The following is a 12,501-nucleotide window of genomic DNA, read 5'->3' on the forward strand; positions in this document are numbered from 1 at the left end:
GCACGGTGACCGGGACACGCGCGGCCCGGAGCCCCCCTGTGAGGGGACTCCGGGCCGCTGGGCCGGCCGCGTCCGTCACGCCGCGACCGGGACCTCCGGGGTGGCCGGGGCCGAGGCCGGGGTCAGGGCCAGGTCGAGGACCTGGCGGACGTCGGAGACCGGGTGGACGTCCAGCTTGTCCAGGATCTCGGCGGGGACGTCGTCCAGGTCCGGCTCGTTGCGCTTGGGGATGACCACGGTCGTGATGCCCGCCCGGTGCGCCGCGAGCAGCTTCTGCTTGACGCCGCCGATCGGCAGCACCCGCCCGGTCAGCGAGACCTCGCCGGTCATCGCCACGTCCGGGCGCACCTGCCGCCCGGAGAGCAGCGAGGCCAGTGCCGTCGTCATCGTCACGCCCGCGCTCGGTCCGTCCTTCGGCACGGCTCCCGCCGGTACGTGCAGGTGGACGCCGCGTTCCTTCAGGTCACCGACCGGCAGCTCCAGTTCGGCGCCGTGCGAGCGCAGGAAGGACAGCGCGATGTGCGCGGACTCCTTCATCACGTCGCCCAACTGACCCGTGAGCTGGAGGCCGGACGCGCCGGTCTCCGGGTCGGCGAGCGAGGCTTCGACGTACAGCACGTCGCCGCCCGCGCCGGTGACCGCGAGGCCGGTGACCACGCCGGGCACCGACGTGCGCCGCTCGGCCGGGTCCTGAGCAGACTCGGGAGTGTGGTGCGGGCGCCCGATCAGCGGGCGCAGTTCGTCCACGCCCACCGTGAACGGCAGGTCGCGCTCGCCCAGTTCGCTCTGGGCCGCGACCTTCCGCAGCAGCCGCCCGACGGCCCGCTCCAGGTTCCGTACGCCCGCCTCGCGGGTGTACTCACCCGCCAGCTTGTGCAGCGCCTCGTCCGTGAGCGTGACCTCGCCGGACTCCAGCCCGGCCCGCTCCAACTGGCGCGGCAGCAGGTGGTCCCGGGCGATGACGACCTTCTCGTCCTGGGTGTAGCCGTCGAGCCGGACCAGCTCCATGCGGTCGAGCAGCGGCTCCGGGATGGCCTCCAGGACGTTGGCGGTGGCCAGGAAGACCACGTCGCTGAGGTCCAGCTCGACCTCCAGGTAGTGGTCCCGGAAGGTGTGGTTCTGGGCCGGGTCGAGGACTTCGAGGAGGGCGGCGGCCGGGTCGCCCCGGAAGTCCGAGCCGACCTTGTCGATCTCGTCGAGCAGGACGACCGGGTTCATCGAACCGGCCTCCTTGATGGCGCGGACGATACGGCCGGGCAGCGCGCCGACGTACGTACGCCGGTGGCCGCGGATCTCCGCCTCGTCCCGTACGCCGCCGAGGGCGACCCGGACGAACTTGCGGCCCATGGAACGGGCCACGGACTCGCCCAGCGAGGTCTTGCCGACGCCGGGCGGCCCGACCAGCGCCAGCACGGCGCCGCCGCGGCGGCCGCCGACCAGCCCGAGGCCGCGGTCCGCGCGCCGCTTGCGCACGGCCAGGTACTCGGTGATGCGCTCCTTGACGTCCTCCAGACCGGCGTGGTCGGCGTCCAGGATCTCCTTGGCGCCGGGGATGTCGTACGCGTCCTCCGTGCGCTCGTTCCACGGCAGCTCCAGCACCGTGTCCAGCCAGGTCCTGATCCAGCTCCCCTCGGGGCTCTGGTCGCTGGACCGCTCCAGCTTGTCGACCTCCTTGAGGGCCGCCTTGCGGACGTCCTCGGGCAGTTGGGCGGCCTCGACGCGGGCGCGGTAGTCCTCGCCCTCGTCCTCCGGGTCGCCGTTCAGCTCGGCCAGCTCCTTGCGGACGGCCTCCATCTGGCGGCGCAGCAGGAACTCGCGCTGCTGCTTGTCGACGCCCTCCTGGACGTCCTTGGCGATGGCCTCCGCCACGTCCTGCTCGGCGAGGTGGTCGCGCAGCGCTTCGGTGGCCTGCTTCAGCCGCGCCACCGGGTCGGTGGTCTCCAGCAGGCGCACCTTCTGCTCGGTGCTCAGGAACGGCGAGTAGCCGGAGTTGTCCGCGAGCTGCGAGACGTCCTCGATCTGCTGGACGCGGTCCACGACCTGCCAGGCGCCGCGCTTCTTGAGCCAGTCGGTGGCCAGCGCCTTGTACTCCTTGACCAGCTCGGTGACCGCGCCGGGCAGGGGCTCGGGCACCGTCTCGTCGACGGTGGTGCCCTCCACCCACAGCGCGGCTCCGGGCCCGGTGGTGCCCGCGCCGATCCGCACCCGGCCGAGGCCGCGGATGAGCGCGCCGGGGTCGCCGTCGGACAGCCGCCCGACCTGCTCGACGCGGCCCAGCACGCCGATGCCCGCGTACGAGCCGTCGATCCGCGGCACAAGAAGCACCCGCGGCTTGTTACCCGGTGAGGCGGCGGACTGCGCGGCCTCGACCGCGGCCCGCACGTCCGCCTCGGAAAGGTCCAGCGGCACCACCATGCCGGGCAGCACGACCTCGTCGTCGAGGGGCAGCACGGGCAGAGTGAGCGAGGTGGACGTCGAAGCCATGATCTCCCCTTCGGCATTCAAGTTGAGCAATACCCACTCAATGCTTGTGAGCCGTGAGATGTTCCCCCGGCCGTGTTCGCTGTGAGCGATCAGGCACACCAGTGTCCGGTACGGCTTGACCTTGCAGACGTCAGCTTTAGGTATGCGATCTTGCATAGGTCAACGTGACCTTGCATCGGGGGGAGGTAGCTGTACATGGCGTGCGTCAGAGGTCTTTCAGGGCAGTTCCGCCGGGCCGCCGATGGCCGGGTTCGAGGTGGCGTACGTCGTCCCGGGCGGGGCGGAGGTACGGCGCCCGCTGGCGGACGTACGGGCGGTGCGGTCTGAGGACATCGCACCTGTACGCGCGTTCACCTCGTGCCGCGGCCAGCGGAACTTTCCGGGCCTGTGATGGTCGGCGACGGCGGGCGGGAAGATCGGGTACGTGTCCTGACCGGGGCGGGATCACGTGATGCTGCGGGGCGTCGACCCGGCGGTGGTCGGCATCTTCTCGCGGCCGTTGTGGCTGTCCGGGCCCTGCCAGGCGGGCTTGCCCGCCTGGCAGGGCCGGGCTGTTTCGACCGCCGGGGCGACGGCTCGGCGAGTCATGGACTGCCGCCCGGCCGGGCGGCGCCGAACGGGCTGGATGACGCAGGTGGCTTGTGATCGGGTGGGTGGCATGGTCGGCGGGGCCGAGGTGGGGTTGTCGTTCGGTGTTAGTCGAGGCGGTGGTGGTCGAGGACGTGTGCGGCGGTGCGTAGCAGGGGTTGGTTGTGGCGGAAGGAGTGGGCGCGCAGCCGGGCCAGGGCGTCGTCGGGGGTGAGGTTGTGCGTTGCGGCGAGGATGCCGGCGGCCATGTGGACGGTGGGTGGGTAACCCTGTGGTCCGCGCTGGGCGGGGCGGGCGTGGGTTGTGATCAGGTGGGGGTGTTCGTCGAGGGTGAGCAGGGCGAGGATGCGGGCGTAGGCGGCGGCCCGGTCCTGGTGCTGTGCGGTGAAGGGGGTGGGGGTGCTGCGGTAGAGGTCCATGGCGCCGATGAGGAGGTTGCCGAGGGCCAGGGGCAGGGCCAGGACGCGGCGGGCTCCGGTTTCGCACGCGGTCGGTGTGAAGGCGGGCCACCGCCCGCCCGCCTGGTGCAGGTCCGCTTCGACGGTGCGGCGGTGGACGTAGGCGTCGGTGCACGGTCCTTCGCCGGTGACCAACTGGGCGTCCTCCACGGCCCGGGCGCGCTCGTCGGTGGCGCAACCCAGCACCCGCAGTTCGCCGGTGGTGACCACGGTGACGCCGCCGAAGTCGGCGTCCAGGTCTTCGACGCAGGCTTGACAGGCGGTGTGGAGGGTGACGGCATCGGTAGCGCCCGCGGCGCCGATGCGCTGCCACGCCGCGTCATGGTGCTCGGGGGTCATAGGACTGTCCCTTTCCGTTGGGTTGCCCCGGGCACTGGACGGGGGCCGATGTTGCCGCCGGGGGCTGGGGCGGGTGTCGGCTGGAGCAGCGGGCACGGCTTGGGGTCAGGGACGCTGGATGATGGAGGTGTCGAGCGAGCCGTCGATCAGCTGTTGGCACAGCGCGGTCAGGGGCTGCCGGTGCGCGCGGGCGTGCCGGCGCAGGGCGTCGAAGGCGTCGTCGAGGGTGATGTTCCAGCGTTCGGCCAGGATGCCCTTGGCCTGCTCGATGCTGATGCGGCTGGTCAGAGCGGCCCGCAGCTGGGCCCGTTCGATGTTGCCGTGGGCGATGGTGCGGTGCTGCAGGATCGCGATGGTCGCCACGTCCGCCAGCGCCTGCGCCACGCCTGCGTCGGTTGTGCTGAGGTCCTGTTCGCGGGTGTCGAAGAGGTTCAGGGCGCCCACGATCTGCTGGCGCAGCCGCAGGGGCAGGGCGTGGGTGGTGACGAAGCCGGCCTGGCGGGCGTGCCCGGCGAAGCGCGCGAACCCGGCGGTCTGGACGGGGGAGTTCAGGACGATGTTCAGCCGGGCGGTGCCGCTGCGGTGACACTCCACGCACGGCCCCTGGTCGGCCTGCAAGGCGAACAGTTCCAGCAGCCGGGTGTGCTCGTCGGAGGCGGCGATCACCTGGAGGCTGCCGCCCGGGTCGGCGAGCATGACACCGACCGCCGACACGTCCAGCAGTTCGTTGCACCGGTCGCACAGCCGGTGCAGGAAATCGATCAGGTCGAAGTCGTCGACCAGCGTGTCCACGGCCTCGACCATGGCCGCCAGCAGTCGTTCCTCACGCCTCATGGCCCGTCAGTCCCTTCGCCGGAAATTCCCGGCCCCTTTTCATCATTGTGAAAGCGCAACCGCCGGGCCACCACGTCCTCGGCGGCCTCCACCACGCTCTGCCGGTGTCCGTAGGCGTAGCCGCGCAAGAGCAGCAACGCCCGGGCCAGCGGCACCCCGGCCTGCACACTGATCATCCCGGTGGCCTGGTGGACGACGGCCCGGTAGAGCTCGGAGCCGCTGTCGGCTCTGGCGAACGCCTCCTGCTGCGGGCCACCGTGCAGGAACACGGCGGTCAGGGCGTTGGCCACCAGCCAGGCGTCGGTCAGCGTCGCATCCGGGAGGGGGCCGGATGCCGCGCGCTGCAAGGTCAAGGTGCCCAGGCACGCGGAGCCGACGTGCAGCGGCAGGCAGAAGACGGCCCCGATGCCCAGGGCCGTGGCTTCCGGCAGCAGCGCGGGCCACCGGCTGGCCGCGACCCGCGACAGATCCGGCACCAGAACCTGCGCGCAGGACACCATCACCTCGGGCCCCGGCCCTTGGCCCAGCGTGAACTGCAGGTCTTCCAGCCGTGTGCTGGTGCCCTCGGTGCACCACAGCGGTTCGCTCTGGCCGTCGGCCGTCGTGACACAGGCGGCGATGCCGTCCACGCCGAGGAGCTGGGCGCACAGGTTCGGGTCGGCGCCGACCAGCCTCCTGTCCCCGGCGGCGGGCTGCAGGCTCCTGAGCACCGCAGCCAGATCACGGCCGGTTGCCACCGCTCTCACCTCCCGGCACGACCACCGGTCGCCCGCGAGCGATATCCCGTCGTGGCGGGACGTACTCCTGATGCCTTCCACTCTAGGGATTCCCTGGCAGTCGGCGGACGAAGACGCCAGAGGACGGCCTGCCCCGGCTGTGGCGGCGAGCGGGCGGTGCTGGAGGCCGCCGCCCGCGGGTGCAGCTCGGACACGTGATCGCCTCGGTCGGCGGCCGGGAACCCGTACTGGCCGTACGGGCTTTCACGGACCTGCGGTGTCTGCATCCGGCGGTCGGCGCACCCCTCGTGGTGACGGCGCACCGTGGGCTTCGCGGCCGTGCGAGCCCTGGGAGCCTCCGCCCCAGTGACGTGCCCCGCCAGCCGGCGCGCACCCGTCACCCACGGGACGACGGCGCCGTACGCCCGACTCCGCCGACGATCTTGAAGGGGAGAACAACCGCCGTCCGGCTGCCAGGGCTTGAGGGAGATCCTCGTGTCGCTCCAGAAAGGACCGGGCGGCGGTCGGCGACCGCGATGGGCGTTCTTGCCGGACCCGAGACGCTCGACGCCAACGGCAGCAGCCCCAGCACGTGCTGGGGACGGCGCTCGCCCGTCCCCGGGAGCGGCAGTGGCACATGCCGAGCCCGTGGAGACTCGTTGATGGCGCCCTGGTCCGAGGCGGACCCACGCACGCTCCTTCCCCGCCCAAGGCTAGGGAGATGGAAGTGCGCGGTGCAGGGGCGGGAAATCGCTGTGCGGACCGGTCACGGCGCGCTACGCTGGGTAGTGCATCGTGAGGCCGCCCAGGCCGTGTGGAACCGGCCCAAGCGGCGGCCCCGGACGGGCCAGAAGGAGCCGAGGCGAGAAGCAGTCCCTGTCAGCGGGCATATCGCGGTCCCCTGTGACCGGACTCCTTCTCCCACCGCCGAGCGCGCGCCCAGCCCCCGCTCCCGTCGCGGAGGCGGGAGCCTGCCGACAGGCGGCCCCGACGTGGATATCACCGAATCTCAAGCGCGCGTCGCCGAAGCGATGCGCGACCTGGTGCACCGCACCAGCGACTTCGACCCCCTGGAACTGCTGCACGACCTGACCGCCCACGTGGCGCAGCTGCTGCCGGTGGCCGGGGCGGGCGTCACCGTCCTGGACGAGATGAGGCGGGTGGAGTACGCCACCGCCTCCGATGAACGCTGCCGGCACCTGGAACAGGTCCAGATCGACTTGGACGAAGGGCCGTGCCTGGAGGCCACGCGTACCGGGGTTGCGCTGGCGGTCAGCTCGCTGACCGGTCCGCCGGCCCTGCGCTGGCCCCGCTTCGCCCGCAACGCCCGGCGCGTGGGCATCACCGCGGTGGCCGCCGTCCCGCTGCGCTCTCCGGCCCTCACCATCGGCGCGCTGAACCTGATGAGCGACCAGGACAGCGATGCGGCGCCCGACGGCCCGCGGTTGCGCATCGCCCAGGCCCTGGCCGACGCCGCCGCCAGCTGCTTCGGCCACCGGCAACAGGCCCGCGACCAGGCCGCCGTGATCGAGCAGTTGACCATCGCGCTCGACAGCCGCCTGGTGATCGAACAGGCCAAGGGGGTGCTGTCGGAGCGCCTCAAGGTCTCGGTGGACGAGGCGTTCCAGCGCCTGCGCCGGCACGCCCGGGCCCGGCAGCAGAAACTCACCGCCCTGGCCGCCGAGGTCGCCCAGGGCACCATCCCCACCGAACTGGCCCGCAGCTGAGCCCGGCCAGCCGGCCGGACCGCACCCGTACTGTAGCCTGCCGTGCCTGCCGTGCCTGCCGTGCCTGCCGTGCCTGCGACGGAAGGTAACCCATGCCCCGTACCGACCTGGACCAGTTGTGGAACCAGGTGCGTGGCGCCACCCGCGCCGGCCAGGGACTGGGCTCCCTCTCGCCGGGCCTCGCCGCGCGCCAACTCGGCTACGACGCCCTGACCCTGTGCCTGGCCACCCCCCGCGGACACCTGGAACTGCTGTGGAGCGACGACGCCGCCGGCCGGCTCGGCCCGGTGCTGGACGACCTGCAGTACACCCTCGGCGAAGGCCCCACCCTGGACGCCGCCCGCACCGGCCGCACCATCACCGAACCCGACCTCACCCGCACCCCCATCGACCGCTGGCCGCAGTTTTTGCCCGCCGCCGCCCGCACCCGCGCCCGCACCATCCTCGCCACCCCCCTGCACCTGGGGGTCGTACCCGCCGGGGCCCTGACCGTCTACGGCACCACCGCCGGCGCGCCCACCGCCCACCAGCACGAGAGCATCGTCCGCTTCGCCCGTGCCGCCCTGCTCCTGCTCCTGCAGGCCTCCCCCGCCCGGCTGCTCACCGGCGACCACGCCCCGGGCATCACCCTCTACCGAGCCGAAGTCCACCAGGCCACCGGGATGCTGGCCGTCCAGCTCGCCCTCCCCCTCGACCAAGCCCTGCTGCGGCTGCGCGCCCACGCCTACGCCCACGACCGCGCCCTGCTCGACGTCGCCCACGACATCCTCGCCCACCGCCTCCACCTGGAGCCGGAGGACACCGCACCCTGACCCCGCCGCCCCGTCCGGCGAACGCCCCAGGCGGCGCGGCGGGCCCGCTCAGCCCGCCCGCAGCCCGCGTGGCACCGGCGGCGCGCCGCGGCCCGCGCCCGACCGCCCCGGCCGCCCGTGCGCGGACGGCACCAGACCATCAGCCGTGTGCAGTCGCAGGTCGCCTCCAAGGTGCCGCAGCCGGTCCCGGGTGGCCACCACCAGCGCCGCCCCGGCCAGATCCAGCGCGGTCACCGCCGTCAGATCCAGATGGACGCCGCGGCCGGGAAACCGCCGTGCAAGTTCCCCCAGGTACCGCTCCAGAACCTGGTGCGTGCGCGGCTCGACGGCGCCGCTCAGGCGCAGGCCGGGCGGACGCACGGTCCACCGCGCCCGTAACACGGCCGGAGAGGACGGCGGTGTCAACATGATCGCTCCAGGGTCCGGGGAGCTGAATGAACGTGACGTACTCAGGCGACAGCCCGCCCGCCGCAGCCGGTTTCAACCTACCGCCCGAGCCGCGAAGCGCGAGAAGGTACCGGGGCCGAGCCGCGGCTAGGAGGCCAGTGCGTCGGTGAGCGTCGCCACGGGCCGCAGCAGCGCGGCCGTACCGGTGAGGTGCAACAACCGCAGGATCCGCTCGTCGTCGCACACCACCCGCAACTGACCGCTGCGGGCCCAAACGAGTTGACGCGCCCACAGCAGCAGCCGCAGCCCCGAACAGTCGAAGAACGTCACCGGCCGCAGATCGATAACGACGGCCGCCCCGGGTACCGCGGCGGCAGGCGCCAGGCGGCTGGGAGCGGCCGTCGCGCTCGCGATGTCGATCTCGCCATGAAACTCGATCACGGCCACCTCACGCATCCAGTAGCCGCACATCCACCACCGACCGGCCGCAGCCTGCCGGCCCGGTGGCCTACGGCCCAAGTGAGCTTCCTGGCAATGGGACATCCCGTCTCCACCGGGCAGCAGCCGAACAAGTCACAGAGCACTGCGTCCGGCAGCCCACCGGGCGCGGCACACAGCCAATCTAGGAGCAGCCCAACGCCCCGGGAACGCACAAACGTTCACGTCCTTCGTCACGGCACCCATCGCGGTGACTACCCGCCCGTTCCCAGGACAGCGCCACCCACACCGTGCTATAAGCGTGCGCGACTCGGCGCTGCCGACGAGCCCGCACCCTGCGCGGGCTACGCCGCCTCTACGTGACGCGGAGGACGCGCAATGCGTGAAGACTTCCAGGGGAAGGTGCGCTTGCGGCCCCAGCGTATGGAAAATGCAAGGACGGGTTGGGCAGACGAGCCCAACATCGGTCGCCCTGCCCCCTCATCGCCCAGTTGGCCTCGATGTCCTCATGCAAGTTCAGGAATGAACGGACAACCAGGGGCACGACAGCGGCACAGGGGTGTCGGACCGACTGCCGTCCGGCGGATCGGCCTGTCGGGGGGCGAGTTCAGTCGGACGCCGTGACCGGGGGCCGCATGCCGAGCCACTGCTCGGCGCCCCAGGCATGGAACCGCTCCACTTCGGTGAATCCCAGCTTCGCCGCGAGGCGCATTGAGCCGGTGTTGGCGGTCTGGGTAGCGAGCACCACCGGCTCGCCGGGAAAGGCACCGTCGAACCAGTCCAGCGCCGCAGCGCACGCCTCGGCGGCGTACCCGAAGCCCCACGCCCGCGGCAGGAAGAGGTAGCCGAGATCGACCTTCCCCACGGCAGCCGGGCGATGGTGCTCCGGTGCCCGCCTGAGCAGGATCTGGCCGATCATCGACCCGTCGAGATCGACGACGAAACTCCCGGGCCACCGTTCGGGCACCCCGGGCATCGCGCGCTCCAGCTCGTCACGGGCGCGGGGGCCGCCGAGGTAGGTGTGCACCTCCGGCGATGCCAGCAGTTCGATGAACGCCGCACGGTCCCGGGCCTCGGGCTCACGGAGCACGAGCCTCTCGGTCCTGATCGGGGCAGGTGGCCAAGCGACGGGTCCGAGCTCGGTCATGCCGGCCACCCAATCAGCAGACTCGGCGGCGTTCAAGAGAGGAGAACCGGGGGGAGTCAGGCATCCGGCACGCCCCGAAGGCGGCCCGCCCCCGGCTGACCTCCGAGGGCCGGGCGGGAAGCGTTCAGCCCTGTGCCATGTGCATGAACTCCCAGACGTGGCCGTCGAGGTCCTGGAAGCTGACGCCGTACATCGGCCCCGCCTCCATCGCCGGCTTCCAGGGGGTGGCGCCGGCGGCCAGGGCCTCGGCGAGGACGGTGTCCACCTCTTCGCGGCTGTCGCACGACAGACACGTGAGGACTTCCTTGGTCTTCGCGGCGTCGCTGATGTCGCCGTTGATGAAGTCCCGGAAGCGGTCCTCCTGGAGGAGCATGACGCAGATGTTCTCCTCGACGACCACGCACAGGGTGTGCTCGTCGGAGAAGTCGGGGTTGAAGGCGAAGCCGAGGCGGGTGAAGAACTCGCGGGACGCGGAGATGTCCTTGACCGGCAGGTTCACGAAGATCATGCGCATGGTGGGTGCCTCTTCCTGACGGAGCGGGGCCCCGGCCTCCGCGGCCGGGTGCGACCCTCGCTCCACCTCCCCGTCGAGCGTGGAGAAGCGTGTTCAGGAAGCTAGCAACGGCCACTGACAATCGCCGCCGGACGCGGTCCGCGGGGGCGTCGCAGGAGGGGCCAGGTGAGGGTGCCGAGGACGAGGGCGAGGAAGTGGCCCGAGTCGCTGACGGGGTCGCCGGAGAGCAGCAGGCTGCTGACGGCGAACCAGGTCACGCCCGCCAGGAGCGGCCACCGGGCCCAGCCGGGCAGCAGGCCCGCCAGGGCGCCGGTGCAGGCCATCACGCCGAAGCTGATGCCGTAGTCGAGGCGTTGCAGCGAGTCGACGGGGAGGTGGCCGAGGGCGACCGCGGCGCCGACCGGGAGTTCGGTGGCGAGCGTCGCGATCGCGTGACCGCCGAAGAAGACCGCGGCCGTCCGCAGGGCGCCGGCCCGGCGCTCCAGGGCCGTCAGGACGAGCAGGAAGGCGACGGCGTACGCGGAGGCCGGGCCGCCCGCGATCCACAGGGCGCTGGCGACGAGCACCAGCAGGGGCGCCTGCGCCAGGTGCTCGACGTCCGTGCTGGATGCCTGGAGGAGGGTGTGGACCAGCTCCGGGTCGGCGTGCTCGGCGAAGAGCGAGGTCGCGGCGAGGAGGAGGGTGTAGGCGAAGGTGAAGGGGGTGGCGCGGGGGCCGGGGAGGAGGCGCCAGGGTTTGGGCCACCGGCTCCGGCTCCGGCTCGGCCATGCCGGCCGCGTCACCCGGACGGGGGCCGGGGCCGGTACGGGTTCGGCGGAGGGCAGCCCACCGGCGACCGGTACGGAATCGGCCGACGGCATCCCACCCGCGCCCCGTACGGGATCGGCCACCGCGGCAGCCCCGCCCCCGGCCGCCCCGCCGTCCGCCCGCTGTCTGGGCACCCCCTCCAGGGACACCGCCTCGCCGGCGCCCCCGCTTCCCGCGAAAGGGGCCGTTTGCGGGGTGGGGGCTCCCTCGTTGGGTGGGGTCTTGGCGGAGGCTGCTGCCGTGTTCACCCGGCTCACTGGTGGCTGGCCCCTTCCGTCCGTGGCTGCCGGCACCGTCCGCGCGCCCGCCACTGAAGATCTACGTACGGGACAGCCTGCACGTTCAACCCATGAGCGAGCTGTGCCCGTGACGTGCGTCACGGGCGGCGCGGCCCGGCGCCGGGCCCGTAAACCGGTTGGACCCGTCCCGGCCCGGTTGGTCAGGATGGCCGTCATGTCTCATCCCGCGCACGCCATGCCCGACCACCCCGTGCACGTATCCGGCCCGCCCGCGCCCGGTGGCGGGCCACGGGTCCTCGACCGCCGCGAGGGCCCGTACGGCGAGGTGGTGCTGCGGGAGCGGGGCGAGCACTTCGAGATCATCGCGAACGGGTGCTTCCTGATGGACACCTCGGACGGGCGGTCCGAGCGGCTGCTGGTGGACGCGGCACTCGCGGAGCTGGCGGAGTCAGGGGAGCCGGGTGGCGCGACGGGGGCGCACGACGGGGCGCACAGTGTGCTGATCGGCGGGCTCGGGGTCGGGTTCTCCCTGGTCAGGGCGGTGGAGGAGAGCCGGTGGGGCGGATCACGGTGGTGGAGCGGGAGGCCGCGGTCATCGACTGGCACCGTGCCGGGCCGCTGTCGGCCGTGTCGGGGGCGGCGCTCGCCGATCCCCGTACCGAGATCGTCGCCGCCGACCTGGTCGCGTACGTACGGGAGGGCGCCGGGCCGCGCAGGTTCGACGCGCTGTGCCTGGACATCGACAACGGGCCGGAGTGGACCGTCACCGAGGACAACGGCGGCCTCTACTCCCCCGCCGGTCTGGCGGCCTGCCGGGCGCGGCTGACGCCCGGCGGGGTGCTCGCCGTGTGGTCGGCGCAGCCGTCGGCCGCGTTCGAAGAGGCGCTCCGAAATGCCGGGTTCACCGGCGTACGTACCGAAGAGATCCCCGTTGTCCGAGGCGTCCCGGACGTGGTGCACCTCGCGCGCAAGGGCGCGTAGCCGATGGTCATACCCTGCCCTTACGCTGCT

General features: G+C 72.5%; 12 protein-coding genes and 1 pseudogene. 3 read left to right on the top strand and 10 right to left on the bottom strand.

Features of this window, described 5'->3' with window-relative positions:
• Window positions 1-75 precede the first annotated feature (75 nt).
• From lon to EJG53_RS13095, 5 genes are all read right to left on the bottom strand, one after another.
• Window positions 76-2,484: an endopeptidase La gene (gene lon / locus EJG53_RS13080; protein ID WP_125044995.1), complete on the bottom strand. Its 2,409-nt coding sequence runs from the start codon at window positions 2,482-2,484 to the stop codon at window positions 76-78.
• Window positions 2,485-2,928: 444 nt separating this feature from the next.
• The gene (locus EJG53_RS40620; RefSeq protein ID WP_154806371.1) at window positions 2,929-3,072 is read right to left on the bottom strand and encodes a hypothetical protein; all 144 of its coding nucleotides are present in this window, start codon (window positions 3,070-3,072) and stop codon (window positions 2,929-2,931) included.
• Window positions 3,073-3,179: 107 nt separating this feature from the next.
• Entirely contained in the window at window positions 3,180-3,869 is a 690-nt protein-coding gene (locus tag EJG53_RS13085) for a GAF and ANTAR domain-containing protein (RefSeq protein WP_125044996.1), read from the bottom strand.
• A 105-nt stretch (window positions 3,870-3,974) separates the two neighbouring features.
• A complete protein-coding gene (locus EJG53_RS13090; protein ID WP_125044997.1) occupies window positions 3,975-4,703 on the bottom strand; it encodes a GAF and ANTAR domain-containing protein in 729 nt (242 codons plus the stop codon).
• Window positions 4,700-5,440 (bottom strand): GAF domain-containing protein, encoded by a 741-nt coding sequence (locus EJG53_RS13095; protein ID WP_125044998.1) that lies wholly within the window; start codon window positions 5,438-5,440, stop codon window positions 4,700-4,702. The genes EJG53_RS13090 and EJG53_RS13095 overlap by 4 nt, the downstream gene beginning before the upstream one ends.
• A gap of 971 nt (window positions 5,441-6,411) precedes the next feature.
• Here EJG53_RS13095 and EJG53_RS13100 point away from each other — a divergent pair.
• The gene (locus EJG53_RS13100) at window positions 6,412-7,146 is read left to right on the top strand and encodes a GAF and ANTAR domain-containing protein (RefSeq protein ID WP_244955115.1); all 735 of its coding nucleotides are present in this window, start codon (window positions 6,412-6,414) and stop codon (window positions 7,144-7,146) included.
• 92 nt (window positions 7,147-7,238) lie between these two features.
• Window positions 7,239-7,958: an ANTAR domain-containing protein gene (locus EJG53_RS43320; protein WP_280526766.1), complete on the top strand. Its 720-nt coding sequence runs from the start codon at window positions 7,239-7,241 to the stop codon at window positions 7,956-7,958.
• 48 nt (window positions 7,959-8,006) lie between these two features.
• On the opposite strand, the gene EJG53_RS13110 is transcribed toward EJG53_RS43320, so the two are convergent.
• From EJG53_RS13110 to EJG53_RS13130, 5 genes are all read right to left on the bottom strand, one after another.
• The gene (locus tag EJG53_RS13110; RefSeq protein ID WP_125044999.1) at window positions 8,007-8,366 is read right to left on the bottom strand and encodes an STAS domain-containing protein; all 360 of its coding nucleotides are present in this window, start codon (window positions 8,364-8,366) and stop codon (window positions 8,007-8,009) included.
• Window positions 8,367-8,492: 126 nt separating this feature from the next.
• Window positions 8,493-8,786: an anti-sigma factor antagonist gene (locus EJG53_RS13115; RefSeq protein WP_244955116.1), complete on the bottom strand. Its 294-nt coding sequence runs from the start codon at window positions 8,784-8,786 to the stop codon at window positions 8,493-8,495.
• Between the two features lie 604 nt (window positions 8,787-9,390).
• On the bottom strand, window positions 9,391-9,930 hold the full coding sequence (locus EJG53_RS13120) for a GNAT family N-acetyltransferase (RefSeq protein ID WP_125045001.1): 540 nt from the start codon (window positions 9,928-9,930) through the stop codon (window positions 9,391-9,393).
• 124 nt (window positions 9,931-10,054) lie between these two features.
• Window positions 10,055-10,444, bottom strand: coding sequence for a VOC family protein (locus tag EJG53_RS13125; protein ID WP_125045002.1), 390 nt, complete (start codon window positions 10,442-10,444; stop codon window positions 10,055-10,057).
• 101 nt (window positions 10,445-10,545) lie between these two features.
• A complete protein-coding gene (locus EJG53_RS13130) occupies window positions 10,546-11,499 on the bottom strand; it encodes a rhomboid-like protein (RefSeq protein WP_244955117.1) in 954 nt (317 codons plus the stop codon).
• Between the two features lie 226 nt (window positions 11,500-11,725).
• On the opposite strand from EJG53_RS13130, the pseudogene EJG53_RS13135 reads away from it, so the two are divergent.
• Window positions 11,726-12,471 (top strand): annotated as a pseudogene (locus tag EJG53_RS13135) (spermidine synthase family protein).
• Window positions 12,472-12,501: the final 30 nt, after the last annotated feature.

This window comes from Streptomyces chrestomyceticus JCM 4735, assembly GCF_003865135.1.
Taxonomy (GTDB): domain Bacteria; phylum Actinomycetota; class Actinomycetes; order Streptomycetales; family Streptomycetaceae; genus Streptomyces; species Streptomyces chrestomyceticus.

What these genes read in the sequence shown, in the direction of transcription:
- EJG53_RS13085 (WP_125044996.1), bottom strand. Translation starts at nt 3,869, where the DNA reads ATGACCCCCGAGCACCATGACGCGGCGTGGCAGCGCATCGGCGCCGCG.
- lon (WP_125044995.1), bottom strand. Translation starts at nt 2,484, where the DNA reads ATGGCTTCGACGTCCACCTCGCTCACTCTGCCCGTGCTGCCCCTCGAC.
- EJG53_RS13090 (WP_125044997.1), bottom strand. Translation starts at nt 4,703, where the DNA reads ATGAGGCGTGAGGAACGACTGCTGGCGGCCATGGTCGAGGCCGTGGAC.
- EJG53_RS40620 (WP_154806371.1), bottom strand. Translation starts at nt 3,072, where the DNA reads ATGACTCGCCGAGCCGTCGCCCCGGCGGTCGAAACAGCCCGGCCCTGC.
- EJG53_RS13125 (WP_125045002.1), bottom strand. Translation starts at nt 10,444, where the DNA reads ATGCGCATGATCTTCGTGAACCTGCCGGTCAAGGACATCTCCGCGTCC.
- EJG53_RS13120 (WP_125045001.1), bottom strand. Translation starts at nt 9,930, where the DNA reads ATGACCGAGCTCGGACCCGTCGCTTGGCCACCTGCCCCGATCAGGACC.
- EJG53_RS13110 (WP_125044999.1), bottom strand. Translation starts at nt 8,366, where the DNA reads ATGTTGACACCGCCGTCCTCTCCGGCCGTGTTACGGGCGCGGTGGACC.
- EJG53_RS43320 (WP_280526766.1), top strand. Translation starts at nt 7,239, where the DNA reads ATGCCCCGTACCGACCTGGACCAGTTGTGGAACCAGGTGCGTGGCGCC.